20 protein-coding genes are annotated in these 16,824 nt (G+C 71.4%); 8 read left to right on the top strand and 12 right to left on the bottom strand.

What is annotated here, in order from left to right:
- The first annotated feature begins 4 nt into the window (after positions 1-4).
- On the top strand, positions 5-1,366 hold the full coding sequence (locus KBZ08_RS03995; RefSeq protein WP_254971498.1) for a glycosyltransferase family A protein: 1,362 nt from the start codon (positions 5-7) through the stop codon (positions 1,364-1,366).
- Positions 1,367-1,672: 306 nt separating this feature from the next.
- Here the strand turns inward: KBZ08_RS03995 and KBZ08_RS03990 are convergent, their stop codons facing one another.
- On the bottom strand, positions 1,673-2,167 hold the full coding sequence (locus KBZ08_RS03990) for a hypothetical protein (RefSeq protein ID WP_254971497.1): 495 nt from the start codon (positions 2,165-2,167) through the stop codon (positions 1,673-1,675).
- Between the two features lie 170 nt (positions 2,168-2,337).
- Here KBZ08_RS03990 and KBZ08_RS03985 point away from each other — a divergent pair, with 170 nt between their 5' ends.
- Positions 2,338-2,505: a hypothetical protein gene (locus KBZ08_RS03985; protein ID WP_015108332.1), complete on the top strand. Its 168-nt coding sequence runs from the start codon at positions 2,338-2,340 to the stop codon at positions 2,503-2,505.
- Positions 2,506-2,515: 10 nt separating this feature from the next.
- Here KBZ08_RS03985 and KBZ08_RS03980 read toward each other — a convergent pair whose 3' ends face one another.
- From KBZ08_RS03980 to KBZ08_RS03965, 4 genes are all read right to left on the bottom strand, one after another.
- Positions 2,516-2,743, bottom strand: coding sequence for a DUF6737 family protein (locus KBZ08_RS03980; RefSeq protein ID WP_254971495.1), 228 nt, complete (start codon positions 2,741-2,743; stop codon positions 2,516-2,518).
- Positions 2,744-2,756: 13 nt separating this feature from the next.
- On the bottom strand, positions 2,757-4,088 hold the full coding sequence (locus KBZ08_RS03975; protein WP_106220099.1) for a S41 family peptidase: 1,332 nt from the start codon (positions 4,086-4,088) through the stop codon (positions 2,757-2,759).
- Between the two features lie 69 nt (positions 4,089-4,157).
- Positions 4,158-5,411 carry a (E)-4-hydroxy-3-methylbut-2-enyl-diphosphate synthase gene (gene ispG, locus KBZ08_RS03970; protein WP_106220098.1) on the bottom strand — a complete coding sequence of 418 codons (1,254 nt, stop codon included), beginning with the start codon at positions 5,409-5,411 and terminating at the stop codon, positions 4,158-4,160.
- A gap of 30 nt (positions 5,412-5,441) precedes the next feature.
- On the bottom strand, positions 5,442-6,197 hold the full coding sequence (locus KBZ08_RS03965) for a uracil-DNA glycosylase family protein (protein WP_219903941.1): 756 nt from the start codon (positions 6,195-6,197) through the stop codon (positions 5,442-5,444).
- Between the two features lie 83 nt (positions 6,198-6,280).
- Here KBZ08_RS03965 and KBZ08_RS03960 point away from each other — a divergent pair, with 83 nt between their 5' ends.
- The 3 genes from KBZ08_RS03960 (at position 6,281) to KBZ08_RS03950 (ending at position 9,282) form a co-directional block, all read left to right on the top strand.
- Positions 6,281-7,459 (top strand): pyridoxal phosphate-dependent aminotransferase, encoded by a 1,179-nt coding sequence (locus KBZ08_RS03960; protein WP_254971493.1) that lies wholly within the window; start codon positions 6,281-6,283, stop codon positions 7,457-7,459.
- A gap of 11 nt (positions 7,460-7,470) precedes the next feature.
- A complete protein-coding gene (locus tag KBZ08_RS03955) occupies positions 7,471-8,142 on the top strand; it encodes a GDSL-type esterase/lipase family protein (RefSeq protein ID WP_106220095.1) in 672 nt (223 codons plus the stop codon).
- A 141-nt stretch (positions 8,143-8,283) separates the two neighbouring features.
- Positions 8,284-9,282 (top strand): sigma-70 family RNA polymerase sigma factor, encoded by a 999-nt coding sequence (locus KBZ08_RS03950; protein ID WP_254971491.1) that lies wholly within the window; start codon positions 8,284-8,286, stop codon positions 9,280-9,282.
- Here the strand turns inward: KBZ08_RS03950 and KBZ08_RS03945 are convergent.
- On the bottom strand, positions 9,206-9,967 hold the full coding sequence (locus tag KBZ08_RS03945) for a TIGR00297 family protein (RefSeq protein WP_254971489.1): 762 nt from the start codon (positions 9,965-9,967) through the stop codon (positions 9,206-9,208). The genes KBZ08_RS03950 and KBZ08_RS03945 overlap by 77 nt on opposite strands.
- 90 nt (positions 9,968-10,057) lie before the next feature.
- Between KBZ08_RS03945 and KBZ08_RS03940 the strand changes: the two genes are divergently transcribed.
- On the top strand, positions 10,058-10,438 hold the full coding sequence (locus tag KBZ08_RS03940; RefSeq protein ID WP_254971487.1) for a hypothetical protein: 381 nt from the start codon (positions 10,058-10,060) through the stop codon (positions 10,436-10,438).
- Here KBZ08_RS03940 and KBZ08_RS03935 read toward each other — a convergent pair.
- Together KBZ08_RS03935 and KBZ08_RS03930 are read right to left on the bottom strand one after the other, a co-directional pair.
- On the bottom strand, positions 10,404-11,219 hold the full coding sequence (locus KBZ08_RS03935; RefSeq protein WP_254971485.1) for a 16S rRNA (uracil(1498)-N(3))-methyltransferase: 816 nt from the start codon (positions 11,217-11,219) through the stop codon (positions 10,404-10,406). The two genes, KBZ08_RS03940 and KBZ08_RS03935, sit on opposite strands and share 35 nt — an antisense overlap.
- Positions 11,219-11,665 carry a DUF3531 family protein gene (locus KBZ08_RS03930; protein WP_106220090.1) on the bottom strand — a complete coding sequence of 149 codons (447 nt, stop codon included), beginning with the start codon at positions 11,663-11,665 and terminating at the stop codon, positions 11,219-11,221. The genes KBZ08_RS03935 and KBZ08_RS03930 overlap by 1 nt, the downstream gene beginning before the upstream one ends.
- Before the next feature lie 102 nt (positions 11,666-11,767).
- On the opposite strand from KBZ08_RS03930, the gene KBZ08_RS03925 reads away from it, so the two are divergent.
- Both KBZ08_RS03925 and hslO read left to right on the top strand, forming a co-directional pair.
- Entirely contained in the window at positions 11,768-12,421 is a 654-nt protein-coding gene (locus KBZ08_RS03925) for an ABC transporter ATP-binding protein (protein WP_254971482.1), read from the top strand.
- 24 nt (positions 12,422-12,445) lie between these two features.
- Positions 12,446-13,363, top strand: coding sequence for an Hsp33 family molecular chaperone HslO (gene hslO / locus KBZ08_RS03920; protein WP_106220088.1), 918 nt, complete (start codon positions 12,446-12,448; stop codon positions 13,361-13,363).
- A 7-nt stretch (positions 13,364-13,370) separates the two neighbouring features.
- On the opposite strand, the gene KBZ08_RS03915 is transcribed toward hslO, so the two are convergent.
- The 4 genes from KBZ08_RS03915 to KBZ08_RS03900 all read right to left on the bottom strand — a co-directional run bounded on the left by KBZ08_RS03915 (position 13,371) and on the right by KBZ08_RS03900 (position 16,775).
- Positions 13,371-14,057: a CPP1-like family protein gene (locus tag KBZ08_RS03915; RefSeq protein ID WP_254971479.1), complete on the bottom strand. Its 687-nt coding sequence runs from the start codon at positions 14,055-14,057 to the stop codon at positions 13,371-13,373.
- Positions 14,058-14,081: 24 nt separating this feature from the next.
- A complete protein-coding gene (locus KBZ08_RS03910; protein WP_106220086.1) occupies positions 14,082-14,321 on the bottom strand; it encodes a hypothetical protein in 240 nt (79 codons plus the stop codon).
- Between the two features lie 109 nt (positions 14,322-14,430).
- Complete coding sequence (locus KBZ08_RS03905) at positions 14,431-16,083, bottom strand: peptide chain release factor 3 (RefSeq protein WP_254971477.1); 1,653 nt, start codon at positions 16,081-16,083, stop codon at positions 14,431-14,433.
- On the bottom strand, positions 16,080-16,775 hold the full coding sequence (locus KBZ08_RS03900; RefSeq protein WP_254971475.1) for a class I SAM-dependent methyltransferase: 696 nt from the start codon (positions 16,773-16,775) through the stop codon (positions 16,080-16,082). The genes KBZ08_RS03905 and KBZ08_RS03900 overlap by 4 nt, the downstream gene beginning before the upstream one ends.
- Between the last annotated feature and the right edge of the window lie 49 nt (positions 16,776-16,824).

Below are 16,824 nucleotides of genomic sequence, written 5' to 3'. Positions count from 1 at the left end.
CGCGGTGGTCATCCCCCTGTTCAACGGCGCCCCCTGGATCCGCCAGACGCTGGCATCCGTGCTGGCCCAGACCCTGCCGGCCCGGGAGATCATCGTCGTCGACGACGGCTCCAGCGACGACTCGGCGGCCATCGTCCGCTCCTTTCCCCAGGTGGCCCTCTATCGCCATCCCGGCAGGGGCACCCACCAGACCCGTCAGTTCGGCTTCGCTCACAGCACGGCGGCCTTCATCACCTTCCTCGACCAGGACGACCACTGGCATCCCCGCCACCTCGAGCTGCTCAGCACGCTGCTGCTGGACGATCCGGCCGCCGGTGCGGCGGTCTCCCGCACCCTCACCTACGAGGACGAACGGGAGCTGTCCTTCCCGGAGCCGTGCCTTCGACCGGAACGGTTCGACCCCTGGGACTCCTTTCCCTTCCACCGCATTGACACCCCCTCCTTCGTGCTGATCCGCCGCGGAGCTCTGGAGGCCATCGGCGGCTGGCCGGCCCGGAATGCCTGGAGCAGTGATGTGCAGGCCTGGTTCCAGCTGGCCTCCGTCGCCCCGATGGTGCGGAACGCCACGGCCACCGCCGCCTATCGCGTGCAGCACCGGGAGGCCACCAGCACCCGCTGGCGCCTGGAGCGGGCCCACGAGTACTTCCTCAACATCCGCACGAGCTGCGAGGCCCTGGCCCGCGAGCGCAGCCTCAGCCATCCGGCGGAAGCGGACCTGCGCCTGCAGCAGTGCCGGATTCTCGGACCCATGGCCCAGGTGATCGGGGCCATGGAGCGATTCGATCCGGCGCTGATGCGGTCCGCCATGACGCAACTGGAAGCGGAACTGTCCCGAGCAGCGGCGCTCCGGTCGGAGACGCCTGGATCGGCCCGTCTGCGGGACCGCGTCATCGGCACCCTGGAGTGGTACCTGCGCCCGACCCTCACCGGGAGCGACGTCCGGCAGCGGCGACGTCTGGTGCGGACCCTGCACCGGGGCCAGCCCGCCACCATCCGGCACCTGGGCCGGCTGGTGCCGTTCCATCCGGAGAATGCCTATCCGACGTCCGTTCTGATCGGTTACCTGCTGGCGGACCCCTGGCAGCCGCGTGCCTGGTGGCAGCTGCTGCGCCACCGGGGGGGGCCGATCACCCGCAACGGCCTCGGCCGCCTGGGGCGTTTCCTGGGGCGTTGCCGCGCAGGATCGCCATGGCTTCGGCGGGGGTGCAGAACGCGAATCGGGAGCGCTCGGGGTGGGCCATCAGGGCCTGCAGGCAGCGCTCGATTCTCGGCAGCGATTCCGGCTCGACGGGGGCGTTGGAGTGAATCGCGAAGGCCAGATAGGGATGTCGCTGCCGGGCGATCGCCCGGTCGACCATCGCGCTGAACCCGTTGGGATGGCTCCAGTCCCGCCACATGGAAAGGGGGGTGTCCTGCAGCCGGTGGCGGAGGCCGTTGTGGCGCAGCCGCCGCCATCGCTGCTTCAGGCTCTGCGGCCCCCAGCCGTAGCGCAGGTGGGCGGAGGTGAGGGGCAGGAGTGTGATCTCCCGTTCACCTGGCCTGGCCCGGCGGCGAAAGTCGCGGCGGGAGGGGGCATAGGGTTCGCGGGGCACCCGGTAGTAGTCCGGCAGATCGCCCGAGTGGGGCGGCTTGCGTGAGTCCAGCGCATTGGGGGGCAGGCCGGGCTCGATGGTCAGATCGAAACGGAATCCCAGGGCTTCCGCCCGATTGATGGCCTGCGTTCCGCACCAGTAATTGCCGAAGCGCAGCGAACGGCACGGCGACCCGAGGCTGGTCGGTGGGCTTCCGCGGCGGTGGCCAGGCATTCCGCCACCCAGTCGTCGTGGCCGTGGTCATCCAGCCAGTCGCCGGAGTCCCCACACCAGCGATAGGTGTGGACATGGGCGCCCAGCTCATCACCGGCGTCGATGGCCTCCTGGATCAGCTCCCGGTAGTGATCCACGGCCCAGGAGGCACGGCCATGGGCCAGGGCCACCTGCGGATCCATGCGGAGGAACCAGTTGACATGCACGGCGTCTCCCGTGAGCTGCTGCAGCGCCGATCGCCAGCTCCGGATGTACGCATGGGTGAGCTCGTAGCCCTTCCATGGCTCAGGGTCCTGACGCGGCACGAAGAACACGTCCGGTTCCACATCGATGCAGATCAGGACGGGGATCTTCGATGTCACCGCCGATCGGGAGAACGCATGAAGGTGAGCGAGTCGTGCTGCCCTTGCGGAGATTACGGCCGAGGGGATCGGCTGGCGATGGGTGGCCCCTGGGCCACCTGGCCTTGAGCGGGGCGCCCAGCCGATGAGAATGTCCGTTAAGGTGACGTCATCTTTCGTTACGCGCCGACATGGGTGAGCTGATCGAGGTCGCGGGCGCCACCCAGAATCCCCTGCTGCTGCCGGCCTTCCTGGGGGTGCTCGGCCTCGGTTTCTTCGCCCTGCTCCAGTCCGCCGCCGGCAACAACGACGACGACGACTCCTCCCCCGGCGGCGGGCTGATGCAGCCCGTGGCCTGAGTCCGGCGTCTCAGCCTTCGCTGCCGCCGGCCTGCGACCGTTTCCAGGCGGCCGGCATCAGCACCAGAAACAGCAGCCACCAGGCGGCGATCACCGCTGAGACCCCGGCGGTGATCCACCACAGGTGCAGCACCAGCCAGCTCGCCCCGATCACCACCATGCCGGTGACCAGAATGGTCCACGGCTGACACCACCAGGGCTTCAGGTCCCAGACCGAGCCGGGCGGGCTGCCCGGCATCCGGTCGTCTGGGTCAGGGCTTGGCAAGGGCCGCCGGCAGGTTGGCGCTGCCGGGCTCAAAGGCCTTCTGCAGGGTGGCACCTGCCTGCAGCTGCTTGCGCAGGGTGGATTCGGCCACCCGGTACTGGCTGTCGCGGTTGGTGCCGATGTCCTCCAGCTTGAGCCGCTGCACCTCCTGCTCGGTCATCTTCACCGGCACGTCCGGGTTGATGCCGTGCTTGTGGATGTCCCGGTTGCGGGGCGTCAGGTACTTGGCGATGGTCACCGTCATGCCGGAGCCGTCGGACAGGCCACGCACGGACTGCACCAGACCCTTGCCGAAGGTCTTCTGGCCCACCAGCACGGCCCGGTTGTTGTCCTGCAGGGCGCCGGAAAGGATCTCGCTGGCGCTCGCCGAACCCTCGTTGACCAGCACCACCATGGGCTTGGTGGTGAGGGCCTGGCCGGTGGCCCGCTTGACGTCCTGGATGCCGTCGCGGGTCTTGGTGGAGACGATGATGCCCTCGTTGATCCACTGGCGGGCGATCTCGACGCTCGCCACCAGCAGCCCGCCCGGGTTGCTGCGCAGGTCGAGCACGTAGCCCTGCACCCCCTGGGCCTCCAGGTCCCGCACCGCCGCCCGCATGTCCTTGGTGGCAGTGGCGCTGAACTGCTTGAGCCGGATGTAGCCGATCTTCGTCCCGTCGGGCGCGGTGTTCACCTGGTGGGTGACCGCATGGATCTCGATCAGCTCCCGGGTCAGGGGGGTGTCGATGTTCTGGCCCTTGCGGCGCAGCACCAGGTTCACCGTGGTGCCCGCCTTGCCCCGGATCAGCTTCACCGCGTCCTCGGTGCTCATCCCCTTGGTGCTCTTGCCGTCGATCGAGACGATCACGTCCTTGGGCTGCACCCCGGCCCTGGAGGCCGGCGAACCCTCGATCGGCGAGATGACGACCAGCTCCTTGGTCTCCTTGTCGACGCTCAGCTGGATGCCCACCCCGGAGAGCTCCCCGGAGGTGTCGATCTGCATCTCCTTGAACTCCCGCGGGTCCAGGAAGCGGGTGTAGGGATCGTCGAGGGTGCTGAGCATGCCGCGGATGCCCTCGTAGGCATCCTTGGGGGTGCTGTAGCTCTTGGAGAGCACACTCCGGCGCAGCTTGCGCCACTGCTCAGGTGTGTACTTGCCCGTGGTGTCCAGGTAGTCGCGGAAGACGATCTGCCACGCCTGGTCCATCACCTCCTTGGGGCTGTCGCTGATCGACACGGTTCCGGTGGGGGTCAGCACCATCTCCCGGGCCATCACCGCCGTGGCGGCACAGGCACCGAGACCAACCAGCACCACGACGGTGGCGCGAGCTCTGCCCATGGTGGGGATCCTCAAGGAGTCTGAAACGTGGTTCCAACGTAGCGCCGATGCCAGGGGTGGGCTCCCCGCTCAGGGGTCGACCCAGCGACCGTCCTCCTTGATCAGGGCGATCAGCGCCGCCACCCCTTCGGCTTCGGGAACCCGGCGGATCTCCTCCCGCCCCCGGTAGAGGGAAATGGTGCCGGGGGTCTTGCCGACGTAGCCGTAGTCGGCATCGGCCATCTCGCCGGGGCCGTTGACGATGCAGCCCATCACGGCGATGTCCAGGCCGGTGAGGTGCGCGGTGGCGTTGCGCACCGTGTGCAGCACCTCCTCCAGGTTGAACAGGGTGCGGCCGCAGCTGGGGCAGGCCACGTACTCCACCATCGTCTTGCGCAGCCCCATCGCCTGCAGAATCGAGTAGCAGACAGGGATCTCCTTCTCCGGCGCCTCGGTGAGCGACACCCGGATCGTGTCGCCGAGGCCCTCGGCCAGCAGGGTGGCGATGCCGGCGGTGCTCTTGATGCGGCCGTAGTCGCCGTCGCCCGCCTCGGTGACCCCCAGGTGCAGGGGGTAATGGAAGCCTTCGGCGTCCATGCGGAAGGCCATCATCCGGTAGGCCGCCAGCATCACCGGCGCCCGCGAGGCCTTCATCGACACGACGATGTTGTGGAAATCGAGGCGGTCGCAGATGTGGATGAACTCCATGGCGCTCTCCACCATCCCCAGGGGGGTGTCGCCGTAGGTGAACAGCATCCGCTCCGCCAGGGAGCCGTGGTTGACACCGATCCGCAGCCCCTTGTCCTGGTCCTTGAGCAGGCTCACCAGGGGTTCGAGGGTGGCCTGGATGCGCTCGCCGATCGCGGCCACCTCCTCGGGGGTGAACTCCGTGCGGTTGGGGTCGGGTTTGTCGAACACATAAAGGCCCGGATTGATCCGCACCTTGTCGACGTGCTGGGCCACCTCCAGGGCGATCTTCATGCCGTTGTGGTGCACGTCGGCCACCAGCGGCACCGGCCGGTAGGTGTCCTCCAGCCGCTGGCGGATCTCCTTCACCGCCTTGGCATGGGCCAGGCTCGGCACCGTCAGCCGCACGATCTCGCAGCCGGCCTCGTGCAGGCGGCGGATGCCGGCGGTGGCCCCTTCGATGTCGAGGGTGTCCTCGTTGATCATCGACTGCACCACCACGGGGTGCTCGCTGCCCACCCACACGTCGCCGACACGGACGCTGCGGGTCTTGCGGCGGCGGATCACCGTGTCGAAGCGGGGGTCACTGGCCCAGTCGGCCGGGAGGGGGGAGGTCCCCGGGGCTGTGGTGGTGGGTGTGGCCAGGGTGCCGGTCATCTCGCGTGGGCCGGTGATGGCCAAAGCCTGTCACAAAGAGGGTGTCGGCGGTCTGTCCTCCTCCAGGCGACGCCGCACCTCCTGCAGGTCCTGCCAGGTGAGCCACTTGGGGGAGCCCTTTTCGCGCGAGGGATTGCGCAGCAGGTAGGAGGGATGGAACACGGGCATCACCCAGCGGCCCTGCCAGGGGTGCCAGCGGCCCCGCAGCCGGGTGATCCCGCCCTTGATTCCCAGCACCCCCTCCAGGGCGGTGGCGCCGGCCAGCAGCACCACGGCGGGATCGACGGCGGCGATCTGGGCGGCCAGCCAGGGGGCGCAGGCGGCGATCTCCTGGGGCGTGGGCCGGCGGTTGTCCGGCGGACGGCACTTCACCACGTTGCAGACGTAGGCGTCGCGCTCGCTGTCCAGCCCCACGCTGGCCAGCATCTGGTCAAGCAGCTGGCCGGCCCGACCCACGAACGGCCGGCCGCTGGCGTCCTCCTGGGCACCCGGCCCCTCGCCGATCACCATCAGCCGGGCCGCCGGATCGCCGCGGCTCACCACCACCGTCCGGCGGCCCTCCGCCAGGCCGCAACGGCGGCACTCGCGGCAGTCCCGCTCCAGAGCCGCCAGATCGGGTGGCCCAGCGGGTGCGTCGATCACCCCGGCGGTGTGCACCGTGGCGGTGGCCTCCGTGGCGGTGGGCTCCCTGGCGGCAGGTTCCGCGGTGGCGGGGTCCTCACCCAGAAGGGACGGCTGCAGGGGAGAGGGTTGCCGGGGAGAAGGTTGCAGGTGATCGGGAGCCATCGCCCCATTGTTCGCCATGGTCGCGGGCGTAGGGCAAGATGGCCGGATTGCCGAATCGCGCCCTCCAGACGGCGCGCGCTGCCATGCCGGCCCCGTTGACGCTCTCCGCCCGGGCGCAGGCGTTGCAGCCATCGCTCACCCTCGCCATCACCGCCAAGGCCCGCGAGCTGCGCGGCGAGGGCAAGGACATCTGCAGCCTCAGCGCCGGGGAGCCCGACTTCGACACCCCCGCCTTCATCCGCCAGGCGGCCGCCGAGGCGCTGGAGGCCGGCCATACCCGCTACGGGCCCGTGGCCGGCGAACCGGAGCTGCGCCAGGCGATCGCCGCCAAGCTCAGCCAGGAGAACGGCGTTCCCACCCGCCCCGACCAGGTGCTGGTGACCAACGGCGGCAAGCAGGCCCTCTACAACCTCTTCCAGGTCCTGCTCGACCCCGGCGACGAGGTGCTGCTGCCGGCCCCGTACTGGCTCAGCTACCCGGAGATGGCCCACCTGGCCGGCGCCAGCGTGCGCTGCCTGATCACCGATGCCAGCGGCGGGTTCCGCTTCAGCCCCGAGCAGCTGGAGGCGGCGATCACCCCGGCCAGCCGGCTGCTGGTGCTCAACAGCCCCTCCAATCCCACCGGCATGGTGCTCAGCCGCGCCGAGCTGGAGGGGATCGCCGCCGTGCTGCGCCGCCATCCCGCCGTGGCGGTGGTCTGCGACGAGATCTACGAGCTTCTGCTCTCCCCCGGCCACGTGCACCACAGCCTGGCGGCGGTGGCACCCGACATCGCTGAGAGGATCTTCATCGTCAACGGCTTCGCCAAGGGCTGGGCGATGACCGGCTGGCGCATCGGCTGGCTGGCGGGCGCCCGCCACGTGGTGGCCGCCGCCAGCGCCCTGCAGAGCCAGAGCACCAGCAACGTCTGCAGCTTCGCCCAGTTCGGCGCCCTGGCGGCCGTGAGCGGATCCCGCGACTGCGTCCAGGAGATGGCGGCCGAATTCAGCCGTCGCCGCTCCCGGCTCAGTGACGGCCTGATGGCGATCAGCGGCCTCAAGCTGCTGCCCCCCGAAGGGGCCTTCTACGCCTTCCCCGACGTCAGCGCCTGGGGCCTGGATTCGATGACCCTCTGCGGCCGGCTGCTGGAGGAGGTGGGGCTGGCGGTGGTGCCCGGTGCCGCCTTCGGCGACGACCGCTGCATCCGCCTCTCCTGCGCGGCGTCCCCGGCCACGATCGACGACGGCCTGGAGCGGCTGCGCCGCTTCGGCGCCAGTCTCTGATCGCCCAGCCGATGCCGGTGCCGAAGAAGCTGGTGGTGCTGGGCGACAGCGGCGTCTACGGCTGGGGCGACCCCGAGCAGGGCGGCTGGTGCGAGCGCCTGCGGCGGCACTGGATGGAGCTGCCCCAGGGCCCGGTGCTCTACGGCCTGGGGGTGCGGGGGGATGGGCTGGAGCGGCTGGCGGCCCGTGCCGAGGCGGAGGTGACCAGCCGGGGTGAACTGCGCCGCCAGCGGCCCCAGGGGATCCTGCTGTCGATCGGCCTGAACGACACGGCCCGGGTGGGGCGGCCCGACGGCCGCCACCAGCTGGCCCCCGACGCGTTCCTGTTCGGCCTGCGGCAGCTGCTGCCCCGGCTGACGTCCATCGCCCCGGTGTTCGTGCTGGGGCTGACGCCGGTGGATGAGGTCGTCATGCCCTTCGCCGAGATGCTCTGGTACGACCTGGCCACGGTGCGCCGCTATGAGGGCCTGCTGGAGGAGGCCTGCATGGAGGCCGACGTGCCCTTCCTGCCGCTGCTGGATGGCCTGCTGGCCGACCCCCACTGGCTGCAGTGCCTGTGCAGCGACGGCCTGCACCTCAACAGCGACGGCCACGGCCAGCTCTACCGGCGCCTGCGCAGCTGGGGCGCCCTGCTGGAGTGGGCCGGGCTCGATCCCCACAGCAGCGTGACGGCCGGCTTCTGAGGCATGGCTCCAGCGGCCACTGTTCCCCATGCCGGTGCCGCCGGCATCACCCGTTCGGGTGAAAGGAACTCCCTCGGTGGGGTGAACCGCCGCCGAGGGCCAACGGCGACCCTGAAGAAACGGACCCCCGTGCCTTCTGCCATGGATCGCCCCCCGCCCCCCTCGCCCCCGCCTCCGGCACCCGTGGTGCTGAGCACCCGCCGGCTGCCGGCGCCGGATCTCTGTCCCGGCTGCCGGGAGATTCCCGAGGCGATCGTGGATCGCCGCACCCGCAACCGCCGCCGGCTCAGGGCCTACGCCGACGCCACCGATCCGGCCACCCGGCTCCGCTGGCGGAACCTGCTGGTGGAGGACAACCTGCCGCTCGTCTTCTCGATCGCCGGCCGCCAGGGCGCCGACGCCGGCCTGGCCTTCGAGGACCTGGCCCAGGTGGGCAGCCTCGGCCTGATCAAGGCCGTCGAGGCTTTCGATCCCGACCGCAACGTCAGCCTCAGCAGCTTTGCTGTGCCGTATATCCAGGGGGCGATGCGCCGCGAGCGGCGGGACCGCCAGCCCCTGGTGCGTCCGCCACGGCCCCTGTGGGATCTGCACCAGCAGGTGCTCGCCCTGCAGGAGGGGCGCCGCCGCCAGGGCCTCGACCCGCTGTCGCCCGCCGCCCTCGCCGATCGGCTGGCCTGCGATCCGGCCCGGCTCGAGGAGGCCCTGGCGATCCGCCGGACCGCCGCGGTGCGCAGCCTGGATGCGCCCCTCGGCCCAGGGGTCGGCGAGCTTGAGGCGCCCAGCTGCCTGCTGGATCTGCTGGCTGCTCCCACCGGCCCGGTCGCCGAGGACCCGCTGGAGGCCCCGTGCGACCCCCGCGGCGCCGAGCGCCTGTGGCTGCGGCGCCAGCTGGCCGATCTCGATCCCCGGGAGCGGCAGCTGCTGGTGGGCCGCCTCGATGGGGGCTGCACCTGGGTGGAGCTGGGCCGGCAGCTGGGGATCCCGGCCCGTCAGGCCCAGCGCCGTCATGACGCCGCCCTTGATCGCCTCAGGCGCGCCGCCCTCGCCTGGCGCCAGGGGGATCTCAGCCCGACGCCGGCAGCAGCCACGCCACCAGCGCCATCGCCAGCAGGGCCGCCAGCAGGGTCTGGAGCCCGTTGACCACCTCGTTGGTCAGCCAGCGCCAGTGACGCTGCAGGCTGGCGCCCACCACGCTCTCGGCCAGGGTGGCCACCAGCCCGACACCGCCCACCAGGGCCGCCAGCGGCCAGCCGCGGATCACACCCAGGGCCACCATCGCCAGGGTCATCAGGGCGCTGCCCAGCAGGCTGGCGGCGGTGCCCTCCAGGCTGATGGCCCCCTCGGTGCCGGGGGGCACCGGCCGCAGACTGGTGATCAGCACGGTGTGTCGGCCCCAGCGCTTGCCGATCTCGCTGCCGAAGGTGTCGGCGAGCTTGGCGGCGAAGCTGGCGGCGAAGCCGGCCAGCAGCAGGGGCTGGCTGGCCGCCGGTGCCCGGCAGGCGAGCAGGGCCAGCACCGTCCCTACCAGGGCGGAGCCCCAGACGTTCTCCGGCCCGCGCCGGCCCTCCCGGCCTTCCGCCAGGCCCAGCTCCCGCTTGCGCCGGAACCCCAGCTTCGTCACGCCGCTGCCCAGGGCGAGATACACCACCACCGCCAGCCAGCCACGCCAGCCCAGGCTTCCCCACAGCAGGGTGCCCAGCACCCCGGCATGGACCCAGCCCGCCGGGGTGAGCAGGGGCAGCCGCTGGGCCAGGCTGATCAGCAGCCCGTTGATCGCCAGGGCCGCCAGCCAGTGCAGGGGGTCCTGGGGCGACAGCGGCAGCATGGCGGGGGCCCGTTGTGTTGCACAGATCTAAGCCAGGCGCAGCGGGGCGCCGGCTTCGGCGGATAATCGCTCCATCCGGCGGTGCACCGAATGGTCTTCAAGCGACCCAAGTTCTTCCTCGATCTGGGCGGCGGCGAAGGCAACCAGCCCCCGGCGGTGGTGGCGCCCCCCCGGGCCGAGTCCAAGCCCGCCCCGAAGGCCGCTGCCGAGACGGCCGAGGCCAAGCCGGCGTCGACCCCCGCCGCTTCCGCGGCTGCGGAGGCCACCCCCCAGCCCGTTTCGGGCCTCACCACCGCCGAGGCGATCGCGGCCGAGCTGGCCGCCGCCGAGGCCCTGCGGCCGGCCCCGTCGATGGCCACCTTCGCCCCCGACTGCGTCACCGCCGGCGGAGCCACCCCGATGAAGCGCCGCACCCCCGGGGCCAACCTGGCCGTGTTCAAAGAGATGGCGGCCGGCATGATGCGCTCCTGAGCGCCCGCCAGTCGGCCAGCAGGGCCAGGCCAGCCACCGCGGCCGTGGCCGTGCGCAGGATCGTGGGCCCCAGGCTCACCGGCTGCCAGCCGGCCGCTTCGGCCCGCTCCTCCTCCCGGGGGCTCCAGCCCCCTTCCGGGCCGATCGCCAGCCGGATTCCGGCCGCCGGGTCCGCGTTGCTCTCTCCCGCGCCCGTGCCGTCCACCAGCTCCCGCAGCCGCTGGCTGCAGAGGGGCAGCCCCTCCCGCCGGGTGGTGGCCAGCAGGGCGATGCCGGCCGTGGGCCGGGCCAGCCACTCCCCGGCCGGCTGGGGCGCGGCCAGCACCGGGTGCCACAGCCGCTCGCACTGCTCGGTGGCCTCCCGCACGATCGCCTGCCAGCGCTCGAGGGGACAGCGCTCCCCCGGGGCGGCCCGCTCGGCCAGCAGGGGCTGAAGCCGGTCGGCGCCCAGTTCGGTGGCCATGCGCCAGACCAGATCCGCCTCCCGCCGGGGCACGGCCATGGCGAGCTCCAGGGGCGGCCCCACCGACGCCTGCCGCTGCAGGGGTGCACAGGGGTCCTGCTCCAGCCGCAGGCCCCGCTCGGTGTCGAGCACCGCCGTCCACAGCCCGCCGACGCCGTCCACCAGGGCCAGGCGATCGCCGGGGCGATAGCGCAGCACCCGCTCCAGGTAGTGGCGTTCCTGGGGCTCGAGGGCCAGCCGGGCCTGGCTCGGGTCCCCGGTCGCCAGGGCGGCGATCCGCTCCGGGGATATCAGCAGCCGGCGCAGCTCCCGCCCCATCAGTCCCCGGAGAAGGGGCTTTCGGGCTCCTCGTCGATCGGCCAGTCCTCGTTGAGGCCGCCGATCACCAGCTCGGTGATCTCGAGCACGTCGTTGTCCAGCTGGCGCAGGGCGTTGATCAGCACATCGAGGGCCAGGGCATCGCTGGTGCCCAGGTCGACCCAGCAGCGGGCCCAGTCGTCCTGGTACTCCATCGGCCCCATGTTGTGCATCAGGGCCGGCAGACAGCGTTCGGCGGATTCAGTGTCGTAGGGGAGCCAGCCCAGGTCCACCCCCCCCTCGTGGGTCTGCAGGTTCTCGGCGTTGAAGCCGCCCAGCTTGCCGAGGAAGAACCAGCTGTCGAAGGCCGTCTCGACGTAGCCCCGCTCGGCCGCGCCGGGCTGGTCGGCGAAGTGCAGCCAGATCCAGCAGTTGAACGGATCCACCTCGCGAAATCGGACATCCATGGGGAGGGGGGAGACGGCGCGCGTGTCCCCCCATCCAACACGTTCCCGGGCATGGGCGCCCGGGCGCTCCCCGGTCGCAGGGGCGGACGGCATGCTGGTGGGATGCTCGACGTCATCGGTCTGCGCTACCACCCGGCCACGGCGGCGGCGCCGGTGCTGCGGGATGTGTCCCTGCAGCTGGCGGTGGGTGCCCCGGCCCTGGTGGCCGGCCGCAGCGGCAGCGGCAAGACCACCCTGCTGGAGGTGCTCTGCGGCCTGGCCGAAGCCGAAGCCGGCCGCATCCTCTGGCAGGGGGAGGTCCTCAGCAGCCGCCAGCGCCGCTGGCTGTGCGGGCTGGTGTTCCAGTTCCCGGAACGCCATTTTCTCGGTCTGACGGTGGGTCAGGAGCTGAAGCTGGGACACCGGCGTCTCACCGCCGAGAAGGCTGAGGCGGTGCTGGAGCAGGTGGGTCTCGGCCACCTCTCCCTGCAGCAGGCTCCCGAGCGGCTCAGCGGCGGCCAGCAGCGGCGTCTGGCCCTGGCGGTGCAGCTGGTGCGCGATGCCCGGGTGCTGCTGCTGGATGAACCCACCGCCGGTCTCGACTGGACCGTGCGGGAGGAGGTGCTGCAGCTGCTGGGGGAGCTGGCCCGGGAACGGGCCCTGCTGGTGGTGACCCACGAACCCGAGCTGTTCCGCGGCGTCATCGACCACGGCTGGCGCCTGGAGGGGGGCAGCCTGGGCCCCCTGGAGGCCCCCCGATCCGCCTCCTTACGATGACGGGCTGATGGTGGGGACAGCTTGATGGGGGACAGCCTGCTGCGGGCCACCGGCGCCGGGGGCGGCATCCGCATGGTGGCGGTCACCACCACCGCCGCCAGCCGCATGGCCAGCGATCGCCACGGGCTCTCCTTTCTCACCACCGCCCTGCTGGGACGCGCCATGACCGCGGGGCTGCTCCTGGCCAGCTCGATGAAGGTGGCCCACGGACGGGTGAATCTGCGCATCCAGTCCGATGGGCCCCTGCGCGGTCTGATGGTGGATGCGGGCCGGGACGGCACCGTGCGGGGCTACGTGGGCCGGCCGGACCTGGAGCTCGATCTCCTCCCCGACGCCGCCGGCGGCCACCGCTTCGACTTCCGCCGCGCCACCGGCACCGGCTACCTGCACGTGGTGCGGGACCGGGGCCAGGGGGAACCCTTCAGCAGCACCGTGGAGCTGGTGAGCGGTGGGATCGGCGAGGACGTGGCCTCCTACCTGCTCCACTCCGAGCAGACCCCTTCGGCCCTGTTCGTGGGCGAGACGATCGACAGCTCCGGGGTGCGCAGCGCGGGTGGGGTGCTGGTGCAGGTGCTGCCGAAGGCGGCACGGGAGCCGGCCCTGGTGGCCCTGCTGGAGGAGCGCTGCCGGGAGATCACCGGGTTCAGTGATCGGCTCGCCGCAAATGCCCACCAGCTCCACGCCCTGTTCGAGGACATCTTTCCGGACCTCGATCCCCAGCCCCTCGAGGCGGCGCCGATCGAGCAGGCGGTGCGTTTCCACTGCCCCTGCAGCCGTCACCGCAGCGTCAGCGCCCTGCGGCTCCTGGGCCGCGATGAGCTCAGCGCCATGCTGGACGAGGACGGCCAGGCGGAACTCACCTGCCATTTCTGCAGTGAGGTCTACCGGGTGGAGGCCCCCGAGCTGCAGGAGCTGATCGACGAGCTGGCCGCGGTCGCCTGAGCTGCGCTCAGGCGATCAGGAGGGCTCCGAGCAATAGCAGCAGGATGGCGGGGATACTCTGCAGCTGGAGGGTGGAGACCGGCAGGGCCGAGCCCACGGCGGGCCCCAGCCCACCGGCCAGCAGGCCGCCGAGGATCAGGCCCAGGCAGAGGAGGGCGAAGGACCAGCCCACCGCGGCCAGGAAGCGGCCGTTACGCCGCTGCAGGTTGAGCAGGGTGACGCCGGTGGCCAGGGCCGTCAGCAGTTCGGGGGCCGCCTCGGGCATCAGCACCAGCAGCACGAGAAGGACGCCGTCGGCGGCCAGCGGAAACCAGAGCTCCCGGCCGCTGGCCGGCTGCAGCCGGGGCAGGGAGAAACTGGGACGGGGCAGGCGGGAGGGGGGAAGCTGGGGCAGGCTCGGCAGGGCCGAAAGGGCCGGGCGACTCGGCGGTGGTGAGGCCTGTTCCCGCTGGGAGGCGGAGCGGGCGGCACTGCTGACCCGACCCTGCTGGCGTTCCTTGAGCCGATCCATCAACACGGCGTCGTAGGCCGCCTCGATGCGGGAGCGCACCATCGGATCGTCACCGGCCTCCTTCAGCCGAGCCAGCTTGGCCTCCTGGACCGTGTCGAAGGAGGCATCCGGGGCGACGCCCAGCCGCTCGTACGGGTCGGAGGCGTCAGGGGCCGGCTGGGTCTGGTCGGATCCTTGGTTCATACCACCGAGCGTATCGAGCCAAGGCTAAAAAAGCGGTTCACTGCGGTGATATCCGGCTTCCTGTTGCAGACGGCGCCGGCAGGCTTCGGCTTCCTCGATGGCCAGGGAGCGGCGCCGCTTCAGCAGGGGCATCTGGGGCGGCAGGTGGCTGCCTTCTCGCATCTCCACGGCCCCCTGGGAGGGCTGGAAGCTGACGTAATCACTGCCCCCGTCGCTGCGGGGACGCACGAGCCAGAGCGGGGATGGCGTCACGGATCGAGGCATCGCAGTGACCGTCCGTTGCGGCGTGACGAATTGTTGCTTCATTCTGCCCCCTCCAACCGCCTGGCGCGAGGGAGGGGATTCCCCCGGGCCGGCGCCCAAGCCCCCGGATTCAGAGGGCGATCGGCTCCACACCGCTCACCACCGGCGCCACCCCGTGCAGCTCCAGGTCGGGGTGGTCCTCCTGCAGCTGGTGCAGATTCCAGTCGTTGCGGAACAGCAGCACGGGGCGGTCCCAGGCGTCGCGGACCGTCTTGCAGTTGAACAGGCGTCCCACCCGTTCCAGCGCCGGCCAGCCGCCGCTCACCCAGCGGGCGACACTGAATTCCAGCGGTTCGAGCCGGCTGGTGACGCCGTATTCGTTCTCCAGCCGGTACTGCACCACCTCCAGCTGCAGCTGGCCCACCGCCGCCAGGATCGGATCCCGCTTGCTGGGGTCGGTGTCGTACAGCACCTGCACGGCGCCCTCCTCCCGCAGCTCGTTCACCCCCTTGCGGAAGCTCTTGAACGCCGAAGGGTTGGGGTTGCGCAGCCAGGCGAAGATCTCCGGGCTGAAGCAGGGAATCCCCTCGTATTCCACCCGCGCCCCGGTGTAGAGGGTGTCACCGATGGCGAACATGCCGGGGTTGTTGAGGCCGATCACATCGCCGGGGTAGGCGTCCTCCACCACCTCCCGGTCCTGGCCGAACAGCTTCTGGGGCCGGGACAGGCGGATGGTGCGGCCGCTGCGGGCATGGCGCACGCTCATGTCCTTCTCGAAGCGGCCGCTGCACACCCGCACGAAGGCGACCCGGTCGCGGTGGCGGGGGTCCATGTTGGCCTGCAGCTTGAACACGAAGCCGCTGAACTCGGGCCGCAGCGGATCCACCGGCCCCTGGTCGCTCTCCCGGGCCACCGGCGGCTGGGCCAGCTCCAGGAAGGCATCGAGGAAGGGGCGCACCCCGAAGTTGGTCATCGCCGAACCGAAGAACACCGGGCTCAGCTCACCGGCGTGCACCCGCTCCAGATCCAGAGCCGCGCCGGCCCCCTCCACCAGCTCCAGTTCCTCCTGGGCCAGCTCCAGCAGCTCCGCCTCCACGAGCCCGGCCCGATCGGGATCGCCGGGGGCCAGGCGCCGCTCCAGGCTCTGGCGGCCCCGTTCGGCCCGCTCGAACAGCAGCAGATCCTGGGAGCGCCGGTCGATGACGCCGCGGAAGCGGTCGCCGCTGCCGATCGGCCAGTTCACCGGCCAGCAGGCCAGCCCCAGCTCCTGCTCGATCTCGTCGATCAGCTCCAGGGGTTCGCGCCCCGGCCGGTCCATCTTGTTGACGAAGGTGAAGATCGGAATCCGCCGCATCCGGCAGACCTCGAACAGCTTGCGGGTCTGGGGCTCCAGGCCCTTGGCCGCATCCACCAGCATCACGGCGTTATCGGCGGCGGCCAGGGTCCGGTAGGTGTCCTCCGAGAAGTCCTGGTGGCCGGGGGTGTCGAGCAGGTTGACCGTGCTGCCGGCGTAGTCGAACTGGAGCACGGTGGAGGTGATCGAGATGCCGCGCTGCTTCTCCAGCTCCATCCAGTCGGAGGTCACCTTGCGCTGCTCCCCCTTGGCCTTCACCGCCCCGGCCTGCTGAATGGCCCCGCCGTAGAGCAGCAGCTTCTCGGTGAGGGTCGTCTTGCCCGCGTCGGGGTGGGAAATGATCGCGAAGTTGCGGCGCCGGCTCACCGCCGCCGCCAGGGCCGCGGCGTCGGTGTCCGGTACGGGGACGGAAGGGGGTCGGCTGGTCATGGGGCCAGCCTGCCAGGCGGGATGGGGCCGTGGATCTCCAGATAGCGGTCGTCCACCTCCCGCACCTGCAGCCCCTCCAGTCCGGCGGCCGCCAGCTGCTCGCTGACCTCGGCGCAGGTGAAGGCCGCCCGCAGCGAATGGGCGTAGTCCCGTCGCAGCACCGCCTGCGCCGCGCCCGCGTGGCGTGCCACCAGGGCCTCCAGCTCCGCGGCGGTCGCCGGCCGGCGCAGGTCGCGCACATAGAGGCAGGTGTCCGGCCCCGCGAGCTGCTTGACGGCCCCCCAGAACACGCCGGGATCATGGAGATGGTGCAGCAGGCTGTTGCTGACCACGGCGGTGCAGGGTCCCGCCAGCCGCGGGCTGGGCAGGACGAGTCGCCGGAAGCGCACGTGGCGATGGGCGTCCGGATCCGCCAGCCTTCGCCTCTCGGCGATGGCCAGCATGGCGGCGGAGCCGTCGATGCCCAGCACGTCGGCCTCGGGCCAGCGACCGGCCAGCAGAAAGGTGATGTTGCCCGGTCCGCAGCCCAGATCGACGACGCTCAGCCCCTCACCCTCCCCCACGCCCCTGGGGCCGAGCACGGCGTCGATCCGCTCCAGCACCGCCCGGTCTCCGCTGGAGAAGTCCGCCGCCGCATAGGCCTGGGCCTGCAGCGGCTCGTCCATCAGCTCGGGTTCGCAGATCCGCTCCATCGCTCCAGCATCCCCTGGGGCGGCCCGGGCACCGTGGCTGGTGGCGGGT

It is taken from the genome of Cyanobium sp. Candia 9D4, assembly GCF_024346155.1.
GTDB classification, from domain to species: Bacteria; Cyanobacteriota; Cyanobacteriia; order PCC-6307; family Cyanobiaceae; genus Cyanobium; species Cyanobium minutissimum.
This window is presented reverse-complemented; position numbering and strand designations above follow the sequence as displayed.